15 protein-coding genes are annotated in these 21,588 nt (G+C 43.8%); 9 read left to right on the forward strand and 6 right to left on the reverse strand.

What is annotated here, in order from left to right:
* Positions 1 to 20: 20 nt before the first annotated feature.
* From SRRS_RS17550 to SRRS_RS17560, 3 genes are all read right to left on the reverse strand, one after another.
* On the reverse strand, positions 21 to 1,739 hold the full coding sequence (locus SRRS_RS17550) for a glutamine--tRNA ligase/YqeY domain fusion protein (RefSeq protein ID WP_371362347.1): 1,719 nt from the start codon (positions 1,737 to 1,739) through the stop codon (positions 21 to 23).
* Positions 1,740 to 1,924: 185 nt separating this feature from the next.
* Entirely contained in the window at positions 1,925 to 3,892 is a 1,968-nt protein-coding gene (locus SRRS_RS17555) for a methyl-accepting chemotaxis protein (RefSeq protein ID WP_371362348.1), read from the reverse strand.
* A 680-nt stretch (positions 3,893 to 4,572) separates the two neighbouring features.
* Complete coding sequence (locus SRRS_RS17560; RefSeq protein ID WP_371362350.1) at positions 4,573 to 5,760, reverse strand: MFS transporter; 1,188 nt, start codon at positions 5,758 to 5,760, stop codon at positions 4,573 to 4,575.
* A 169-nt stretch (positions 5,761 to 5,929) separates the two neighbouring features.
* Here SRRS_RS17560 and SRRS_RS17565 point away from each other — a divergent pair, with 169 nt between their 5' ends.
* Positions 5,930 to 6,790: a helix-turn-helix domain-containing protein gene (locus tag SRRS_RS17565; RefSeq protein WP_371362351.1), complete on the forward strand. Its 861-nt coding sequence runs from the start codon at positions 5,930 to 5,932 to the stop codon at positions 6,788 to 6,790.
* 62 nt (positions 6,791 to 6,852) lie between these two features.
* Here SRRS_RS17565 and rsgA read toward each other — a convergent pair whose 3' ends face one another.
* The 3 genes from rsgA to SRRS_RS17580 all read right to left on the reverse strand — a co-directional run bounded on the left by rsgA (position 6,853) and on the right by SRRS_RS17580 (position 10,072).
* Positions 6,853 to 7,941, reverse strand: a complete 1,089-nt coding sequence (rsgA, locus tag SRRS_RS17570) for a ribosome small subunit-dependent GTPase A (protein ID WP_371362353.1) — start codon at positions 7,939 to 7,941, stop codon at positions 6,853 to 6,855.
* Positions 7,942 to 8,222: 281 nt separating this feature from the next.
* Entirely contained in the window at positions 8,223 to 8,756 is a 534-nt protein-coding gene (locus SRRS_RS17575; protein ID WP_371362355.1) for a MerR family transcriptional regulator, read from the reverse strand.
* Positions 8,757 to 8,833: 77 nt separating this feature from the next.
* The gene (locus SRRS_RS17580) at positions 8,834 to 10,072 is read right to left on the reverse strand and encodes an MFS transporter (RefSeq protein WP_371362357.1); all 1,239 of its coding nucleotides are present in this window, start codon (positions 10,070 to 10,072) and stop codon (positions 8,834 to 8,836) included.
* 388 nt (positions 10,073 to 10,460) lie between these two features.
* On the opposite strand from SRRS_RS17580, the gene SRRS_RS17585 reads away from it, so the two are divergent.
* The 8 genes from SRRS_RS17585 (at position 10,461) to SRRS_RS17620 (ending at position 21,584) form a co-directional block, all read left to right on the forward strand.
* Positions 10,461 to 11,027, forward strand: a complete 567-nt coding sequence (locus tag SRRS_RS17585) for a TetR/AcrR family transcriptional regulator (RefSeq protein WP_371362358.1) — start codon at positions 10,461 to 10,463, stop codon at positions 11,025 to 11,027.
* A 363-nt stretch (positions 11,028 to 11,390) separates the two neighbouring features.
* Positions 11,391 to 12,422: an HlyD family secretion protein gene (locus tag SRRS_RS17590; protein WP_371362359.1), complete on the forward strand. Its 1,032-nt coding sequence runs from the start codon at positions 11,391 to 11,393 to the stop codon at positions 12,420 to 12,422.
* On the forward strand, positions 12,422 to 13,585 hold the full coding sequence (locus SRRS_RS17595) for an ABC transporter permease (RefSeq protein ID WP_371362360.1): 1,164 nt from the start codon (positions 12,422 to 12,424) through the stop codon (positions 13,583 to 13,585). The genes SRRS_RS17590 and SRRS_RS17595 overlap by 1 nt, the downstream gene beginning before the upstream one ends.
* Complete coding sequence (locus SRRS_RS17600; RefSeq protein ID WP_371362362.1) at positions 13,582 to 14,751, forward strand: ABC transporter permease; 1,170 nt, start codon at positions 13,582 to 13,584, stop codon at positions 14,749 to 14,751. Before SRRS_RS17595 ends, SRRS_RS17600 begins: the two co-directional genes overlap by 4 nt.
* A 663-nt stretch (positions 14,752 to 15,414) precedes the next feature.
* The gene (locus tag SRRS_RS17605; RefSeq protein ID WP_371362364.1) at positions 15,415 to 16,038 is read left to right on the forward strand and encodes a TetR/AcrR family transcriptional regulator; all 624 of its coding nucleotides are present in this window, start codon (positions 15,415 to 15,417) and stop codon (positions 16,036 to 16,038) included.
* An 89-nt stretch (positions 16,039 to 16,127) separates the two neighbouring features.
* Positions 16,128 to 17,426, forward strand: a complete 1,299-nt coding sequence (locus tag SRRS_RS17610) for a TolC family protein (RefSeq protein ID WP_371362366.1) — start codon at positions 16,128 to 16,130, stop codon at positions 17,424 to 17,426.
* Complete coding sequence (locus SRRS_RS17615) at positions 17,401 to 18,510, forward strand: efflux RND transporter periplasmic adaptor subunit (RefSeq protein ID WP_371362367.1); 1,110 nt, start codon at positions 17,401 to 17,403, stop codon at positions 18,508 to 18,510. Before SRRS_RS17610 ends, SRRS_RS17615 begins: the two co-directional genes overlap by 26 nt.
* Positions 18,507 to 21,584, forward strand: coding sequence for an efflux RND transporter permease subunit (locus SRRS_RS17620; RefSeq protein ID WP_371362369.1), 3,078 nt, complete (start codon positions 18,507 to 18,509; stop codon positions 21,582 to 21,584). The genes SRRS_RS17615 and SRRS_RS17620 overlap by 4 nt, the downstream gene beginning before the upstream one ends.
* The last annotated feature ends 4 nt before the right edge of the window (positions 21,585 to 21,588 follow it).

The raw sequence follows: 21,588 nt of genomic DNA on the forward strand, positions 1-21,588 counted from the left end.
GGCAAAAGTCTTTTCAGCTGCTATTTCTTTTCCATCTTAGCCCAGGAATCTTTAAGAGATACAATACGGTTAAACACCAGCATGTCGGCCGTTGAATCACGATCCATTACAAAATACCCGTTCCTTAAGAACTGGAACCTGCTTCCCGCTTGAGCAGTTTTAATGCTTGGTTCAACTAAACAATTTTTCAGCACTTCTATAGAATTAGGGTTTAAAGAATCAATGAAATCCCTTGATTCTTTTTCTTCTTCCTTTTGCTCCTCAGTCTTCATCAGATAATCATACAAGCGAACTTCTGCTTTTACAGCATGTGCGGCAGACACCCAATGCAGTACACCTTTAACTTTACGGCTTACAGTACCGCTGCCGCTTTTAGTATCCGGATCATAAGTACAATGTACTTCGAGAATCTCACCGGTCTGCTCATCTTTAACAACCTGTTCACATTTTACCAGATAGGCATTTTTAAGACGAACTTCGGCGCCTGGTGTAAGGCGGAAATATTTTTTGGGCGGATTCTCCATAAAGTCATCTTGCTCTATGTATATTTCCCGGGAAAAAGGAATTGTACGCGAACCCATCTCGGGGTTCTCCGGATTGTTCTCTGCCACTAATTCCTCTACTTGTCCCTCCGGGTAATTATCAATAACCAGCTTGAGCGGCTTCAGTACAGCCATAACCCGTGCGACTTTGGTGTTGAGGTCTTCCCTGATACAGTGTTCAAGCAAAGCTACATCTACCGTACTGTTGCTCTTAGCAACACCGATTCTGTCACAGAAATCCCGAATTGACTCCGGCGTATATCCCCGCCGTCTTAATCCGGAAATGGTCGGCATTCTGGGGTCATCCCAACCACTTACATAACCTTCTTCGACTAGACGGCGTAAATACCGCTTACTCATTATAGTATTGGTCAAATTCAAACGGGCAAACTCAATTTGCTGGCTTTGATAAATTCCCAGTGACGCTAAAGTCCAATCATATAACGGACGATGGTCTTCAAATTCCAGCGTACAAATGGAATGGGTTACACCTTCCAGCGAATCTGAGATAGGATGAGCATAGTCATACATAGGATAAATACACCACTCATCACCGGTGCGATGATGCTTGATGCGTATTATTCGGTATAAAACGGGGTCGCGCATATTGATGTTCGGGGAAGCCATATCAATTTTAGCGCGAAGAACTCTGCTGCCTTCAGCAAATTCTCCGGCACGCATTTTTTCGAATAAATCGAGATTTTCTTCCACACTCCGGTTGCGATAGGGACTTTCTTTGCCCGGTTCCGTAAGAGTACCCCTGTATTGCCGCATTTCTTCCGCCGACAAATCACAGACATAGGCCTTACCTTTTTTTATAAGCTCTATTGTCACTTCATAAATCTTCTCAAAATAATCGGAAGCGTAAAACTTACGGTCTTCCCAATCAAACCCCAGCCATTTTATATCTTCTTGAATAGAATCAACATATTCAACGTCTTCTTTGGTCGGGTTGGTATCATCAAACCGCAAATTGCATTTACCGCCATATTTAAGCGCTAAACCAAAATTCAGACAGATTGACTTAGCGTGGCCGATATGTAGGTATCCGTTTGGTTCAGGCGGAAAACGGGTGTGTACTCTTTTCCCGTATTTCTCTGTCTTTATATCTTCGTTGATAATGTTTTCAATAAAATTAGACGGCATATTCGGATTAGCCGCAACTTCTTTATCAACAGCTTCCATTTCGGTATTCATGCAAATCCTCCTTAGGTTGTCCACTCTATATCATTACATTATACAACATTCCTGGACTTTCCAAAAGCAAGAACCGGTTGTTAATGATATTTTTTTGTAAATATTTTGCCCTCTAAGGTCATTTTATGCAAAAAATCCCTAACTGGAACAGTCAGTTAGGGATTTCATGTATAAGTACTTCCGTATTACATCCTAAATTTTAACACTGCCTGCTGAAGTTCTGTTGCCATCTGCGCTAAGCCGGCAGAGGCAGCAGCAATTTCCTGGACACTGGCGTTTTGTTCCTGACTGGCGGCTGCTACTTGTTCGGAGCTGGCAGCATTCAGGCGAGCTGCATCGGCAATACCATGAACAGCTTCTTCCACTTGAACACTGCGCCGCTGCTGTTCATCAGTCAAAGACACTATCCGTATTACTTCTTCCCGTACATTCTTGACAGCGTCGTAAATTTCTTTAAATGCAGCCCCTGAGCTTTCAACTACTTGTACACCTACCGCAACTTCACGGCCGCCTTTGTCAATGGCGCTGACTGTTTCCACGGTTTCATTTTGAATCGCCTGGATGATAGTAGCGATCTCACGCGCCGCTGCCTCGGACTGTTCTGCTAGTTTGCGGACTTCGTCAGCAACTACGGCAAAACCACGTCCTTGTTCACCGGCCCGGGCGGCCTCAATCGCTGCATTAAGCGCTAAGAGGTTGGTTTGACCGGCAATTCCCGTAATAACATCAACAATTTGGCCGATCTGGCGCGATTTATCCCCTAGTGCGTGAATTTTGCTGGTAGCCTGGCTAACATCCTGCTGAATCTGATTCATTTTAACAACAGCCATACCAATTTGCTCTGAGCCATTCTCTGCTGCTTTTTCACTTTGCTCGGAAGCTGCCGCTACGGCGTGAGCCGCTTTACTGGTATTGGCAATAGCTTCCACCATTTGTTTAATGGTCTGGGCTGAATTGTCAGCCAGGTTTACTTGTTTATTAGCGCCTTCTGCTACGTTTTGGATGGTAATGGCCACTTCTTCTGCGGCTTTACCAACTTCCCCTGAAGAAGCCGCCAACTCTTCGGAGGCAGCAGTTACCGTTTGCGCAGTGGCTGAGGTTTTTTTAACAAGCGTACCAAGTGCTGTAATCATAGTATTAAAAGCATCTGTAAGTTTATTTATTTCGGTTACACCATGGATATCAATCCTATGCGTCATATCTCCCCGGGCAACTTGTTCGGCTGCAAAAATCAATTTTTCCAACGGGCGCACTGTATTACGAGCTACATAATAAGCACTAACCAGCGCAATGAGCACGGCCAATAAAGTAATTACACCGGTAGCCAGCGCCGATTGGAATACTGCAGCCATCACTTCACTCATCGGCTCGTGAACAATAACTCCCCATTTATTTGCAGCAATACTGGAGTAAACAGTCAGGGTCTTATCACCCCGGGTAGAGATTGTTTCCGTAGCACCAGATTTGCCTTCGATAACTTTTGCCACGTAATCATATGTAGTAAATGATTCCTTTTTAAGAACCCGTTCTTTATCAGGATGTGCTAATACAGTTCCCGTATTATCAACAATATCTACGTAGCCGCTTTTGCCAATGTGGTTTTTATCAACAATTTCCCATATTGCTTTTAGGCTAACATCGGCCGCGATAACACCGACAATTTGGCCAGCATTATTTTTTATCGGAACAGATATCGTCACACAGGGAGCATTGGTAAATCCTGAAATATAGGCATCAGTAAAAAAGGTATTGCCTTTCATAGCTTCCTTAAAATAAGGTCTGTCACCACGATTAGCTAAATTTCCAGAGGTTCTGGCAATCTGCATTCCGGTTGTATCCATAACAAAAATCAGTTCAAAAACAGAGTTTTTCTGTTGTGCCGCCACAATCATTTCTTTAACAGTTGCAGCGTCCATGGTTTTAGCTGTAGGCGAGACAGCCAAGGTTTCGGTAAAGATGCGCGCATCGTCTACCATCCGAGTGATTTCACCGCCAATTTGTTCAGCAGTAGTCTGATTAGCCACAATCGTCGATGCTTTTATTGATTGAGAGTTTATGTAGCCACCGACAATACCCCCGACACAAGCTGGAATAAAGGCAAATAACACAAATAATACAATTAACCTGGTTTTCAAGCTACTACTAATAATCAAGCCTTTACCTCCTCAAAGTTATTTTACACACTATTATAATTATAACTTTCTCCAGCATTTACATCAATTTACAAACCTTTTAAATATACAAATATTTTTTGTATTTTTTCGTAGGATAGCGTAGGGAGGTATACAAAATACCTCTTTTGGGGTTTGATAGAAACGAAACCCTCTTCCTCCTTAACACAAATTAGATCATTTTATCGAAAAAATGAAATTACTCTGAGAAACCCTCAGATATCAGTCAAACCCCGGGACTAAATTGCCATATTTTGCAAATATATTCATTCTTTCATTTACTTTTCCTGGGTATTTCATGTATAGAATTACGCATTTTTTCTGCTTTTAAAATTTGTTATAAGCAGTTTTGGTAAAAAATCATTAATTATATTTATACAAAAAAAGACATTGCTATTTGCAAAAAGCGACTACAATGTGATAAAGAGTACCTCTCGTTACAAAGGTTAAATAATGACAGATTGCCAGCAGTTACAAACTGCTGGCAATCTCATTTATGTTTTGCAATTTTTCTAGAGAGCTTATGACATGCTCATTCTCAGTTACGCGGTAGCAATAGTTCTTTTTGCTCCGCCAATTCTGCCGCTAACTGTTCCAGCGTCATATTGTTATACTTGTTACTCATTCATAAATCCTCCAATAAGATCTTGACTAAGCCTAGCTTACGCTTCAGGTACAGGTTGCTTTCCCGACAGATCAACAGGATCCTGAACAAATAAGGTCAGTATAAAGCCCACTATAGGCAAAAATGACAACAGATTAAATACCCAGGGCAGCCCTACAGCATCTGCAACATGACCAAGCCCCAGAACTCCCATGGCCCCAAGCCCAATACTGAACCCTAATGTTAGCCCCGACGCCATGGCAACGTTGCCAGGCATCATTTTTTGTGCCATTACCAGACTGCTGGTAAAAGTCGCAGCCAGCAGAATACTAATAAGTGACAGGATGATAAACGCCCCGGAGCCATCCATTGCTTTAAATAAATACAAGAGTGGAGCAACAGGCAAAATCGAGTACAGCATAACTTTCTTACTGCCGTACCGATCACTTAGCGGCCCGCCGAGTAAAGTTCCCACCGCGCCAGCTGCTAAATACACGGTTAGTAATGTAGCGGCGTAGGCCGGACTTCCATGCAAAAATGATGTGTAGTACAACGGTATAAAAGTATTCAATCCGGAATTAACCGTTGCCCTGGAAAGTACCATTCCAAGCAGTGCTAGCAAGGGCAGACTCATTGCGACGGACACTTTGGCTTTAACAGAACTACTTTGTTGACGCTGCGGTAAACGGTTAAAATGCTTAATTACCGAAAATAACAAAGCTCCAATTACAATATTAGGTAATGCAAACATATAAAGAATGGCTGGACTCCCTAATAACAATGTTCCGAGAAATAAGGAACCAAGTGCAAAGCCTACGTTACCGCCAACAGAAAACAAACTAGCTCCCTTGCCCTTCGCGTTACCACTTAGCCAATTGACTATTTTCGCTGCTTCCGGATGAAAAATAGCACTACCAAAGCCGCTAATGGCAGTACACAACAGAACCATCGGATATGTCTCTACTTTCAAAGAAATCAGCATAACCACCCCGGTAACTATACAACCAAGAGGCATCCACCACGGTCTTGACTTCCGATCGCTTAAGTAACCAAAAATTGGCTGACTAACAGAGGATGTCAAGTTTTGCAATAATACAATGGCTGTTAATTCAGCATAGCTGAGACCAAACTTCACTTTAAAAAAGGGCAAAGCTACAAATAAAGCACCTACGGCCAAATCGGCAACGGCATGGGCACATGCTATTAACCAGATAAGATAGGGAACATTTTTTACAGAACGAAACATATATTCACTCCTTACATAGTATTTGACAAAACAGCTTTCACTAGGATAATATTGATTCAGCAAGTTCCGTATGTTCCAATTATAGTAGAAAATTCGAATTATGGCATGAATAATATTATTAATATTTAGCACAATTTTGATATTGTTGTTAAAAAGGGGGAATTGCTTTATGATTATTGCCGGCAATGGGCAAATGATCCACCAAAACATTAAAAGTGACTTCCCAATTAATATCGCTCATAAAGAGTATCATGAGCCGGGACCTATTTTGAAGAAGCATTGGCACGAGGAATTGATGGTCTTCTACGTAGAGAAAGGAAATGCTCTTATTCACTGCAACTCTGAGGTTACACCTATTCGCGCGGGAGACGTAGCCGTTATAAATTGCAATGACCTGCATTATATAGAAAACTGCTGCGATCATTTCATCGAATCCTGGATCCTTCTCGATGTTAACTTTTTACGCAGTCATAAGGATGACATTTGCCAAACAAAATATATCACTCCTTTGCTCTTAAACCGTATCCGTTTTAAATCCAAAATTGAAAACGATAGTGAATTGATTAGCCAAATCCAGGAGGTACTCAGAGTATATGAACAGAAAAGGCCGGGCTACGAACTCTGGATTAAGGCCGCTTTTTACCGCATTCTTGTTTTACTTATGAATCACACCATACCCGTTACTGATGAAATCAACTACCGGCAGCACCATCAGTTGCGTCCGGTTTTACAATACATCGACGAGCATTTTGATCAAAAAATTACGCTCCAAAGCCTTGCGGCTATGGCAAACCTTAGTCCTCACCATTTATGCCGCCTATTCAAAAGCATTACAGGCATGCCGCCAGTTGCGTATGTTAATCATTTGCGTGTGAACACAGCCATGGTATTATTGCAGGAACAGCATTTGCCTATCAGTGAAGTTGCCTTAGCCGTCGGCTTTAATGACAGCAACTATTTTAGCCGCATGTTCAAGAAATATAAAAGCATCTCACCCACAAATGTACCAAAAGAACTGACCAAACAGTAATAAGCAAAAGACTTTACGGAAATTCCGTAAAGTCTTTTGCTTATATTATATTAATTTTCAGATCAAAAACCCTGTCTGTTCTTATTTCTTTCTTTGATGAACTTTCGTGCATTTTTCATTCCGCCAACTTCTGCGAACATCGCAGTAAATTTTTCCGTTTCAATCTGCTTCGAATTCAAGCCCTCATACTTAGCCTCTTTTTTCAGCTTTACATAATTTGCAAGCCGGTCTACAGACAGCAAGCCGTCGTTTATGGCTTTTTGTACTGCACAGTTCGGCTCATTCGTATGAGTACAATCATAAAACTTGCACTTCGTTGCCAGTTCATCAATATCGGCGAAGGTTTTTGACAGGTCTGCACTCTCAAGGCCGAGTTCCCTCATTCCCGGAGTATCAATAACAACTCCACCACTAGGAATCATAATGAGCTCCCGTCTGGTGGTAGTATGCCTGCCTTTATCGTTCTTACCTATTTGCCGGGTTTCTAGCGCATTTTTACCAATAATCCTGTTAACTAAGGTCGATTTCCCAACACCGGAAGAACCAATAAATGCAATCGTTTTGCCACTGCCAAGATATGTTTGGACAGATAAATACCCATCCTCACTCTTACTTGATGTAACAAGTACATCAACACCACAGGCGACAGCATCCAATTCTGATAACTTTTGAGGAAGACCCTCACATAAGTCAGATTTGGTAAGGACGATCACCGGAATTGCCCCACTATCCCAAGCAATTCCAAGATAACGTTCCACTCTGCGCAGATTGAAATCGTTATTTAGCGACATGCAGATAAAAACCGTATCAATATTTGCCGCTACGATCTGTTCTTCATTCGCTGTTCCCGCGGCCTTTCGAATAAAAGCACTTTTCCTGGTCAGGACATGGTGAATAATTGCATTTCCACCCGTGTCATCGGTTCGGTCAATCATAACAAAATCGCCTACGGCTGGATAATCAGACAAATTTCTTACATCAAAGCGAAACTTCCCGGAAATTTCCGCTGTTAACTCACCTTTTTCGGTTACTACCTTGTATAAGTCTTTGTATTGGGAAATAACCCTGCCAATAAACAAACCTGTATATAAACCAGACTTAGTAACAAATCTTTCACTAAGTCCTAAATTTTTCATATCTGTAGTAGTCAATATTTCATCCTCCAAAAGTTTTATTCGTAACTTCCGGGAGGTTTATACACTAAATTATTTTGTACGCACCTCCCGCCTTGCTACAATCTCCAACATATTATTGTTAAACATAAAGTAACAGCTCCTTTCGTTAAACTAGTCTCCAAGTTATCAACGATAAACATTAGAGTCATAGATATTTTACCATATTTTTAGCTTAAAACAAATCATGCCTGCCGGCTGTCTATTCGCACCAAACAAATTTTGGTATACCCTATTGTTTCGTCGTCATAAACCTGATATCATTTTTGTTCTCTACGTGCCCACTCCCGAATTTTACTTATTTGACTAGACTTTAATCCAAGCAGTTGTAAAAATGCCTCATGTCTTTCTGGAAACTTATTTTCAAATTGATTATGAAGTTTCCACTGCCCCGTTTCATCTATTCCGGCGGAATGCAGCAGCTCTACCAGATCATCCTTGGGTATTATACCTATCCGTTGCAAAAGTTTACTATTCTGTAAAAACTCGATAATAAAATGCTGCTGCTGCCTAAGCGTATTTATTTCCTCATTTATCTCGTCAATTTTTGCTTCTAAACTAACAGCTGCATTACATTTCTTACTATCTAATATCTCTTTAATTTGTTGCAAAGACAAACCCGCTTGTCGATATATAGCAATTTGCTCTAGTCGTTTACAATCAGATTCGGAGTATATCCGGTAATTACTGTTGCCTCTTCCAGCAGGAGATAGTAATCCAATGGAATCATAATAGAGCAGCGTACTTCTAGACAGATTAAACTTATGAGCTAATTTGCCAATGGTAAACGTCATACTCTCCACTCCCATTTATTGAAACCGATATACTGCTAAAACAGAATTCTTGTAAGAATAATTGTACTATAACTTCCTTATGTGATACTAATGTCATCGAAAATGCTTCGGTTATAATATTCTATTCCTATTCCAATGAGAATAAGGAAAATTCCTGCCAAAGAAAGCAGTAACACGGGAGTTACGAAGTTTAATAACAAACCGGCTAACCCCATCGAAATGGGTAAAGAAATATTCCCGGTAGCAGACAATACACTAAAAACCCTTCCGGTCATTTCCTCAGGAACACAAAGTTGTGCCAATGTTCGCCAGAATACACTTATACCAGCTACACAGACACCTATTAGTACACAATCTAGTCCGTAAAGTACTACTGAGTGGATGTAGCTTAGCTGCAGTACCCCTAACATTAATATCCCTGTTCCCATACATACGATAGCATAAAAAAGGTATGATCTTTTGAGTTTATCACTGCTATATTTAGAAATGTAAACTGCGCCGACAATCATTCCCCCACCGAAGGCAGCCTGCAACAGTCCCAAATTTTCAAGACCGTTTCCCTTCAATAAGTTTGCCAGAAATGGCAAGCTTACCACCAGGCCGCCGACAAACACATGAATGATTGCAACTAAAATTACAGCTGTTGACACACGCACATCTCCCTGAATGTAGCGAACCCCTTGCATGAGGCTGAAAAATACCGGTTCTTTCGTTGTATTTTCTGTTACAGTTATTCGCAGAAAACTTTCGGCAATTCCCGATATGATATAGGAACAGCCATTAAATATAAGTACTCCCATATAACCCAACATGGCTACACTGGAAGCTCCTAATAGCGGACCAATTATTGCCACCGCACCAGCTACCATTTGACTCAATGCATTAGCCTGTTGAAGACGGCTTTTTTCCACGACAACCGGTATTACTGACATGGTAGTTGGGTTAAACAACGCCGAACACAGCGATATAAACAAAGCGGCAATATAAATATGCCATGTTGTCAAAAGATCCGCCTGATGTAGAGCCGCAAGCGTTAAGATAATAATTCCGCGACCAAAATCAGCGGCAACCAATATTTTCTTTTTATTCCAGCGGTCAATATATACCCCGGCCACCGGGCTCAAAATCAACTCAGGCAGCATTGATGTGATCAAAAAGGAACTAACAAAAAGTGGTGAACCAGTCTTTTCAAATAACCACCACATCAGGGCAATGTTATACGCCTTGTCACCTAGTTGAGACACTAACTGCCCAAACCAAAGCAGACTAAAGTTTCGATTTATCAGGAGCACCTGCAGACACCTCACTTTGAACATCCAAAATGGCTCCCAACCAGTAAAACGATCGAATCCAAAGATAACTCTTTCTCATAAATCCACTCCCTCTCGGTTTTCTATAGTAGAGAGTTTAAAGTATAAAGCAATAGACAGGTCAATATATATTTTTAGTTGTATCACTACTTCTCCGTTATAAAGAAAACAAAGCTTATACCGAGCCTTGGCGAAAGTTTTACTTTTCGACAGGACAAAAGATAGCGTGCCATTTTTAAGTGGCACGCTATCTTGGTTATAACACCAAATTGGACATATTGCTTTATATGGTGGAACACGTTAATAATTTTCATTGACATATAAAAAAATGTAGCATATTATGGGATTGTAACAACTGTACCAAAATTGTATTCAACGGTACAGCTTTAATGAGGTGAATATTTTGCGAAATCGAATTATTATGGCTGCCGTAGAAGAAATCAATTTACGCGGCTTCAAGTTTACCATGAGTGATCTTACTAAACGCCTAAGTATCAGTAAGTCATCCCTTTATGAAAACTTTTCGTCCAAAGAGGAACTTATTGGAACTATTCTAGATATGGTTCTGAACGATTTACGTGCCCAGGAGGAAAAAATCTATAATTCAAGTTTGCCGATTATTGAAAAGTTAAAAGCCATACTTTTGATTACGCCCGAAGTTTTTGAACCATTTCATAATCGTGTGTATGATGACCTTCGCCTCACGTATCCGGAGGAATGGAAAAAAATAATCAAGTTTCGGAAAGAACGGATGGATCGCTTGGCTGACCTCCTGCATCAGGGAATGGAGACTGGTACTATCCGTCGTGTAAATAGGAGTGTTGTTCAGCAAATAATTGTTAGTACCATGAATGATCTTATGAACTACCGCTTTCTTGCGGAAAATAACATGACCTACTCAGATGCCGTGGCAGCTATGCTTGATATAGTTATCCATGGTTTATTAGACAAAAATAAATAAAAGATATTGCTATTAAAAAATAAATAAAATGGAGCGCGTTAATTCACGCTTCATTTATTTACCCAAGTACCAAAAATACAATTATAGTACTCAAAGGTACAAAAAATGTTTTTCCTGCCTTTTTTCGCAAAATAATTATGCCTGTTTTATAGACTACTTGTCCAAAATACTATTTCCAGCTCTATTTAGTATAAGTCCAATCAATATCTGGATTTACATAAAAAGCATTTGAAGGGAGGTGAAGTTATTGAGAACAAATAACTTCAGAAAAACCTTCTATCCAATTAATTGTCGACTTCCGCCTGATAAATGATAAGTCAATTATCTAGAGACAGAATATTTTTTAAGTGGAGATCAAGGAGAGTGTTTCACATAATTACAATAAGACCTACTAATTCTTTTCTGCGGTGGTTAGCCTTCCCCCTGCTTCTTATTATGACGGCTACACTGCTTACCGGCTGTGGAAGCAATGCGGCCGCCCCGGAAGTATGGGGCCGAGTGGAAGCCAAAGAAGTCGATATTAACTCCAAAATACCGGGCCGTGTCGTCAACCTGCTCGTTAAAGAAGGCGACCGGGTTACCAAAGGGCAGATTTTGGCCCACATCGATAACCGGGATATTGTTGCCCAAGTCAATCAGAGCAAAGCCAACATTAAGGCCCTGGATGCCCAGACAGCCCAGGCCACTACCGTTACCGTACTGCAGGACCAAACGGCCAAGGCTTCCCTAAATACCGCGCAGGCGCAATTAGAAAAAGCACAATCCGATTTAGCCTTGGCAGAAAATGATTATAACCGTTTTAGAGAACTGGTAGCGTCGGGTGCCATCTCTAAACAATTATTTGATACCTACCGTACTAAATATCAAGTGGCTCAGGCTGCATACAGCCAGGCGCAGGCCGGTCTGGCGTCAGCACAAGCCGGCTTGTTGCAAACCAATGTAAATATTGCCAACGAAGAAGCTATGCGCAGCAAAGTGGCGCAAGCCCAGGCTACCCTGCAGCAAGTGGAAGTATCGCTTGACGAAACTGAGATACGCGCTCCTTTTGACGGCATTATCACCGCTAAGTATGTGGAAGAAGGGGCGATGGTTTCCCAGGGTATGCCTCTGGTAGCCATTCAGGACCCCTTGGACAACTGGGTCAATCTGAAAGTAAAGGAAACTGAGCTCTCACGCTATTTCGTTCAGCAGCAGGTTAAAATGCAAGGCCGGGACAGTAAACTTGTCCTGGATGGAACCATTGTTGATATAAGCAAAAAAGCGGAATTTGCCACCTACCGGGCTACGAATGAACGCGGTGACAATGATATTATTACCTTTAACGTCAAAATTCAAGTCAACTCCGATAAAATCCGTCCCGGCATGCGGTTCAAACTAATGGATGGTGGTATTTAGTGAGGTTCAAAGAAATTATACTCTTGGAACTGCGGGCGCTGTTTTGTCCTAAATCACCTACGGTCTTGCTGCTTTTTGGCATACCCATTCTGTATAGTTTTCTCTTTGGGTGTGCCTATAGCGGCAATGTCGTTAAATACGTACCCACTGTCATCTATGATCAAGACCAGACAGCGGCCAGCCGGACATTAACCCAGGCCTATATTGATTCGGAGCGTTATGATGTAGTCGCCCAGGTAACAACCCAGGAAGAAATGGAACAATTGCTGCATGAGAGCAAAGCACTGGTTGCCGTCTCCATTCCGCCCAAGTTTGCCCAAAATATCAAATTGGGTATCGCCTCCGAAATTTTGATCGTAACAAACTCGACCAACAATATGTTTGCCAATACAGTGATTTCTTCCAGTCAGGAAATCATTCAGACATTTTCGGCGGCCACCGGCCAAAAACTGTTGGAAGCGCTCAATCAAATGCCGGTCCCGGCCCTGCGGTCGGCTGCTCCGGTTAAATTAGGGATAAGAATTATCAATAATCCTACTACCTCGTACACTAATTTTATGTTAGCGGGGTTAGTAGCAAACGGTTTGCAAATTGCAATTCTATTAGTGGCGGGCACACTTATTGCCAAAGAATATAGCCACCTTCCTCGCTGGCAAGGAACCTCGTCGGCAGCTATCGTTTCCGGCAAGTTATTGCCTTGTTGGTTATGCGCCATAGGGGCCTTTATTACCTACCTGGTTATCATCAACTTATTCTTCGGCGTACCTTTTCGGGGAAATGCCGTCAGCATATTACTTTTAGGCAGTGCCTTTACCTTTCTCGTCATCAACCTTTGCTTTTTCTTTTCCGCCATTTCCGGCAATGAAGTCAGTGCACTGCAAGTACCGCTGCTCTATATCATGCCCGGACTTTTATATAGCGGCCTCAGTTGGCCCCTTTTTGCCATGAATGGTTTCGCTCAAGCCTTTTCCGCCCTCATGCCGCTCACCTATATGGTTGATACGCTGCGCGATTTGCTGCTGGCCGGTTACTCGCCAACCCTGCTGAAAAATGTTCTTATTATGTTTGCCGGCGGCAGCGGACTCAACCTAATCACCATTTTCGTATTTACCAAACGCCGAAAAAAACTCCAATTCCCAGCCGCGAAGGGGGTGCCCGCATGAATTGGTGGCAGATAGTTAAACGGGAAATCCGTCAGATGTTCATAACAGACCGCCGGCGCGCCATCTTTCTTTTCGGAGCCTCCCTGGCTTATTTGATTTTATTCAGCTTACTCTATGGCACGCATACGATAAAAACGGTTCCCCTGGTTATCTATGACGAAGACCAAACGCAATTCAGCCGTGCACTCATTCAAGCATTCGATGACTCCGAGCGCTTTCAGATTGTTGGCTATGTCTCAACGCAAGAGGATATGGAACAGTCTTTACATGAAAAAGAAGTGTACGCCGCCGTGCACATTCCCAAAAAATTTGCCCAGGACGCCAAATCCGGACGCTCTTCCACCGTTCTCTTAATGGCTAACGGCTCCAACATTCTTATTACCAATACAGTAACTACGGCTGCTCAGGAGATCTTGGCCGCCTTTGCCAAAGATACAGGCACCAGGCTGACGGAAATAAACAATGGGCAAATGCCAGCTATGGCCGTAAACAGAACCGTTCCTATTGAGTTTCGCTTACGGGTACTCAATAACCCAACGCAAAGCTATCTTTCCTTCTTTGTTTTGGGATTGTCCTTGGCCGCTTTTCAACAGGGCATTTTCCTGGCAGTCGGTGCAAGTATCCAAAACGAATATCAGCGTCCGGGCGAATTAAACTACAACCATTCCTGGAGAATCATACCCATTAAGCTCTTTCCGTATTGGATTTCGGCCACACTCGCTTTTTTCATTACGATCATCACTGCCATCCAACTATTCGGAATTCCTGGCAAAGCATCTCTGCTTAGTTTATTTTTACTATCATTGACTTTTACTTTTTCAGCCGTCGCTTTTAGCGCTTTTCTTGCCTCCATCTGCAATAACGAACTAACCTTTACCAGAATATCGATCACCTATACTGTTCCGGCCTTCGTACTGTCCGGCTATACCTGGCCGCAAGAAGCAATGGATACGGTAGGAAAAACCATATCATACACCTTCCCTCTCTCTTATTTTTCCAATACCGTCCGTGAGCTGATGATTGCCGGTTATTCACCGGTCCTCTACCGGAATAGTGTGATTCTACTTCTGCTAGGGGCAATGTTCACCGGTATGGCAACAATATGTTATATCCGAAGAATGAAACACTCCCAGGCAAATGCACACTGCGAACCGGCTAAAGCATAGGTAAAATTACAAACACAAGGAAAGGAACAAGATTATGATAAAACAATCAGATTGTCTTTTCTCTTGGAAACCGTTCCCAACAACCTGGATTTCAATTTTGCTAACTGTTCTGCTTTTCCCCTTGGGACTAATACTACCAGCCTGGTGGGGCTGGGAAAATGGGCCACTGGAAAATACCCAGATAGTTATTCTCGGTGTAGGTTTAATTATATCCTTTCCTCCCCTACCGGTTGCAGCTTTTTCTTCTAAAGCTGCAATTTCTTTACGCAACTACCTACCTTTGATACCCAGCCAAAGCCTTGTCAGTCTTTGTCCACTCTACGCAAAGTAAAAGGAAAATTAATCCTTGACATTATTTTCTGCCATGGTTATAATTTGAACATAATTCAAATTATTTTATACTAACTAAACAAGCTAAAACATAAAATAAATTCCGCTATCCAAATTATTTGGATGAGCGGTTTTTTCGGATATTTTTTTGAACGCAATTCAATTATTTTTAGTTCTACTTACCGGTTCCACCGCCTCTCATTTGCCATATTATACAAATCTTATTGACAATGCGCGCCCCAACTAGTAAAATCAAACTGACCCAAGTCAGTTTGATTTTACAGCTACTCACTAAAGTTAAGCTTTGTTTCTTAATAACTTGGTCAGGAGGTGTTGTTTATCACTAGGATCAAGAAAGATCCCGATGTTAGGCGGACGGAGTTAATGGATGCGGCCTTGGAGCTATTTAGTTCCGCCGGCTATGAAAAAACAATGATCATTGATATTGTAAAAAAAATTGGCGTAGCCAAAGGAACCTTCTATTACTATTTTCCCACAAAAGAAGCCATAGTGGAAGCAATCTACACCCGCTGGGCAATCGAGCTGGCGACTTCGTTCCAGTTGGAAAGCCGTCAGTTTACTGCGTTAGACAAACTACAATCCTTCCTTGCCCAGCAGCTTCTTCCCAGTCAGCTTGATGTTCTTTGTGACAAACTATGGGCTGAGAAACACCTCGATTTACTTTATAAAATTTGGCAGCATCAGGTAGAAACCGTCTTTAACCCACTTCTAGCTGACATGATTCAACAGGGAAATCAAGAGGGAACCCTGCATGTAGTTTATCCAAAAGAAACCATTGCATTTATCTGGAGTATTTTAAATTGCTTATGGGAAGCTTCTTTTTTAAAAGAACCGTCTGAAGTCTTGATCAACAAAATAAAAATTGCCGAAGCCATATTGGAGCAAATCCTGGGGGTCGAGGAAGGAGTACTTAAATTAACCATAACTCAACTGTAGGATTGCATAGGTGCTGTGCACCTTTTTTACTCTGTAACTGACCCAAGTCAGTTTTTGCTACTTCAAATTCTTACGGAAAGGAACCAACCATGAACCTAAACAAAACTTTGATTTTATGTGGCATAACCCTTATCTTTTTCAGTATGCCCTGCCTAATGTATGCCCAGCCGGCGCAACTGACGATAGCAGACAGTATCCGACTGGCGCTCATTCATAGTCCGGCGATAAAAGCCGCCGAAGCCGAAGCAGAAAAAGCATCCTGGCTGATCAAAGAAAACCGGTCCGCCTATTTGCCCACTCTCAGTGCCAACCATACGCAAAGCAAAAATCACCCGGGATCCGCTGATTTACCAGCTAACTCCCGCTCATCATTTTTAGAGTCAAAGACAACTTTATACAGCGGCGGACTCAACGAAGGCCTTGTCGCCCAGGCTAAAGAGCTTAACTCCGGTGCACAGTATAATCTTGCGTATACCAAACAGCAAATCATCACCAATACATATCTGACCTATTACAATGTCCTGCAAGCCGAAAAAAACGTGGCCCTTGCTGATGAGTCTGTTCAACGTCTAACACAACACTTGTCCATCGTCCAGGCGCAATACGACGAAGGGACTGTGATAAAAAGCGATGTGCTGCGGACCGAAGTCGAACTGGCTCAAGCCAAACAAGACCGCAGTAAATCCCAGAACGCTTACAACCTGGCTATCAGTCATTTCATTACCCTGTTAGGTCTTCCCGCCGATCATACTGTTTCTTTAGCTGACATCGGCGAAACATCAGCCTATGACGGTTCCGTGGCCCAGGCCATTCAAACCGCATTAGCCCACCGGACAGACCTCAAACAAATCCACCAGGAAGAAAAAGCTGCCCAATACGGCATACAGATAGCCAAAAGCGGTAATTTACCCACTGTGAGCCTGTCGCTCAAGAAAGAATGGCAAAACCAGGAAAGCTCCACTAATCCGTGGTCCGCCCAGTTGTCCGTCGCTTTCAACCTATTCGACGGCAACAAAACTAAAGCCCAAGTCAGGCGGGCCGAGTGGGAAACCACAAAAACCCGTGAACTCCTTCAACAAAAAATTGAACAAGTCACGTTAGAAACCAAAGAAGCCTATTTCAATATGCAAAATGCCCGGACAGCAGTAGACATCGCTTCTCAGGTTGTCGCCAAAGCGGAAGAAGATTATACGATCGCTCAGGTCCGTTATCAGGCCGGCGTCGGCAGTAACCTTGACGTCATAGACTCCCAAGGCGCACTTACTTCAGCGAAGCTCAACTATACCAACGCCCGCTATGACTATAATAAATACAGTGTACAATTAGCGCAGGCTATAGGAACCATTACGGAGGAGAAACCCTATGATAAAGAACAAACCACGCATTAGAATTGTAATGATCGTACTGATTTTAGCTCTGCTTGCCGGTACTGCTGCCTGGCGAATCTACAATGCCCGTGAGCAAGCCACCCTGACCGTCCAGCCCCTGGCCGTCACTACCGCAGAAGTAAAACAAATGCAAAAACCAAACACACTCAAATTAACCGGTACGGTGGAAGGACTAACCTCAGCCATCATCAGCAGCCGTCTTGCCGGCAAAATCGATCAGATACTCGTCGAAGACGGGCAGACTATCCAAAAAAATGCGATACTCCTGACACTAGACGCTGTAGAATTGGCAAATTCCGTACGTATCGCCCAGAACAACGTCAGGCAGACGGAAGCCAATTTCAATACCGCGCAAGCCGATTATCAGCGTTATTATAATCTATATGCAAAAAATGCCGCTACCAAACAACAACTGGAAAGCGCGGAAGCTCGCATGATTACCAGCCGTACTGAGGTCGATAACGCCTATGCCAATCTAAATAATGCCCACAAGCAAATCGCCGACGGCAGCATTGTAAGTCCGGTAACCGGCGTAGTCGCCAATAAAGCGGCCACCATCGGCCAAGTGGTCTCACCAGGTACTACCCTTCTTACCGTAGAACAAATTGATCAAGTTTATGTCGTGGTAAATGTCGAACAAAAAGACATTGCCGCAGCAAAACTCGGAGCCGCTGTAACTGCTGCGGTTGATGCCTATCCTAGTCAAATATTTAACGGAACGGTAGCGGTCATCAATCCGGTAGCAGGCGGTGAAAGTCGCATGTTCCGGGTGAAAATCAAGATCGATAATCCCGAACAATTGTTAAAACCCGGCATGTTTACCCAAGCAACCTTGACATCGGGTGAACCAAAAACGGTTATAGCAATACCACGAAGCGCAATCATGGCCCAAAAGGGCCTGCACTATGCTTATGTCGCAACAAATGGTCAAGCGAAAAAAACATTGGTGGAAACCGGTGACCTGATCGGCGACCTGATCGAAGTCAAAACAGGCCTCCAGCCAGGCATGGCCGTAGTCATCGACAACCTGGATAAAATCAAAGACGGTGATGCCTTACTGACCGAAGGGGGTACCAGTCGATGAGTTTACCGGAAATCAGCATTAAGCGCCCGGTCTTTGCTACAGTTACCCTTCTCGCCCTCATTTTATTGGGCATTGTCAGCTACTTTCGCATGAATGTGGACGAAATGCCGGATGTATCCCTCCCTTACGTAACAGTCAGCATTACCTACGAAGGTGCGCTGCCGGAACAAATCGACACGCAAGTTACCAAAAAAGTGGAAGAAGCGGTCGGCGAGGCCAAAGGGGTAAAACACATCTACTCTACCTCTCGCGAAGGCGAAGCAGAAATCGGGGTTGAGTTCAATTTGGATATCGACCCTGCCATGGCTACCCAGGATGTCAGGGATAAAATCAGCGCTATCCGCAGCGAACTGCCTGACAAAATTAAAGAGCCTGTCATCGCCCGCTACGACATGAAAGCGGCTCCGGTCGTCGCCATTGCTCTTACCAGTGAAACAGCAAACCTCCGCGAATTAAGCATTCTGGTAGAAGACGTAATTAAACCGCGCCTACAGAAAATCGGCGGCGTTGGTCAGTTAAAAATATCCGGCTTGCAGGAACGGGAAGTCCAGCTGTTGCTGGACCGAGACAAAATTGCTGCCTTCGGTTTCTCCATACCGGAAATTACCCAACGCCTGCAGGAGGAAAACCAGGATATCCCCGCCGGTAAACTGACGGAAACCAGTCAGGAATTGTCTGTACGTACTGCGGGCAATTTCAAAGCGCCACAGGATTTTCTCTCCGTCGCCATCGGCACCAGGAACGGCGCACCGGTATATTATCGGCAGATCGGCACAGTCAAAGACACGATCAAGGATATTGAAACAATCGCCCGTTACAACGACCAGCAGGCCATCGGTCTGGAAGTCGGCAAACAATCCGGCGCCAATGCCGTAAACGTAGCTAAACAAGTAAAAGCCGAACTGGAAAAAATCCGGCAGAACCTGCCGCCGGGTATCACCTTGCATATGGTTCGCGATGATGCCCAGCGAATTGAAGACTCCATTCATGAAGTTTGGTTCGACCTCATTATTGGCGGTTTCTTTGCCGTAATTGTCGTGCTGTGGTTTCTGGGCGACTGGCGCAGTACCATCATTAGCGCCCTGGCCATTCCCGCCTCCATTGTGGCCACTTTTTTCTTTATGAAACTAGCCAATTTTTCCATCAATAGCATGTCGCTCCTGGGCCTGTCGCTGTCGGTCGGCCTCCTCATTGATGATGCCATAGTCGTCATTGAAAATATTATCCGCCACCGGCAAATGGGTAAATCGGCCATAGTGGCCGCAGCGGAAGGAACTAAAGAAATCGCCCTGGCGGTTATGGCCACTACTTTTACCGTTGTCGCTGTATTTATCCCAGTCGGCTTTATGTCCGGCGTAGTCGGTCAATTTTTTAAAGAATTTGGCCTTACCATTGCCTTTGCCGTCCTGGTCTCCCTTTTCATTGCCTTCACCCTAACACCGATGATGGCAGCCTTATATCTACCGGTAGGTCATCACTATGCCTCCGGCCGCCTGGGACAGTGGTGGTCCAAGTGGAATCACTGGTTTGACCGTCTAGCTGATTCCTACGCTGTTTTACTGGAAAAACTGCTCCACCGTCACCGCAAAAAAGTGGTTGCCATTTCACTCACTATATTTGCTGTTAGCATGATGCTGTTTCCATACCTGGGCTCGTCCTTTATTCCCATTACCGATCAGGCGCAGTTTACCGTCAAGGTAAAAACGCAGTCCGGCCCGACTGTGGAATCGTTGGATAACACCACCCGGAAAATGATCCAGGAACTCAAATCACTTCCAGAAGTCCGGCATATTTACAGCACTTCAGCTGCCAAAGAACAAATTCTTTTTGTTACGTTGGTACCGAAAAAAGAACGCCAGCGCAGCCAATCCGACGTGATTAGTGAAGTTCGAGAGAAGCTCAACCGCCTTCCCGGCGTCCGGGCAGATATTGAACAAGGCGACGGCAAACCCGTTACCGTCTCGATAACAGGCGATTCCGTAGAAAAATTAGGCGAAATCGCCGAACAACTGCAGCAAAAAATGCAGACCATTCCCGGTGTGCAAGACATCGCTTCCAGCTATCGCCCCGGTACACCAAATCTGGATATTAAAATCAAAACAGATCGAGCCAACGATTTGGCTGTTTCCACCGCCAACATCGGTCAAACCCTCCAAACTCTGCTAAATGGAACGGTCATCGGAAAATACAGCGATAGCGACGAACGCATCGATATTCGCACGCGTCTGGCGGCGATGGATCGCAGCCGCCCCGAAAGTCTTACTACTATCTACGTACCCAGCGAAAAGACAAAAGCCGACGGGCAAAAAATGCTAATCCCGCTGTCCCAGGTAACAGAGAGGCAATATACAACAAGCGCAGCAGAAATCGGCCGCTTTGACCGGCAAAAAGAGATCCGGTTGACCGCTAATCTGGAGAAAACTACCCTGGGCGACTTTGACAATCAATTCTATCAAGATATCAAAGACATCCAAATGCCAATAGGCTATCAGGCAGGCGCTGCCGGTCAGTCAGATGACATGGATGAATCCTTTTCCAGTATGAGCGTTGCCTTGAGTCTAGCCGTTGCCTTCATCTTTATGATACTGGCAGCGCAGTTTGAAAGCTATAGTGAGCCCTTTGCCATTATGCTTTCCTTGCCATTAGCCGTTATCGGCGCACTGTTAGGGTTGTTTTTAGCCGGCAGCGAACTCAGTCTGATTTCGCTCATCGGCATCATGATGCTGATGGGGCTTGTTACCAAAAATGCCATCCTCTTAATTGACTTTGCCAAACAGCGCATGCAGGAAGCCGTTCCTTGCACTGACGCCCTGGTGGATGCAGCCCGCATCCGGCTACGCCCCATCTTAATGACCAGTGTAGCCATGATTTTCGGCATGCTCCCCATCGCGTTATCCATCGGGCCTGGCGCCGAGGCACGCGCCCCCATGGCGCATGCCATCATTGGCGGCCTGATTACCTCAACACTGCTTACACTGGTAGTCGTACCTGTCGTTTATTCACTCATTCATGACATGAAAGCACGCCGTTCTCCTGCAACACCGGAAAACTCCCAAACCACAAGCTTGCAATAATTAA

Source organism: Sporomusa rhizae (assembly GCF_041428845.1).
In the GTDB taxonomy this organism is placed as follows: Bacteria; Bacillota; Negativicutes; order Sporomusales; family Sporomusaceae; genus Sporomusa; species Sporomusa rhizae.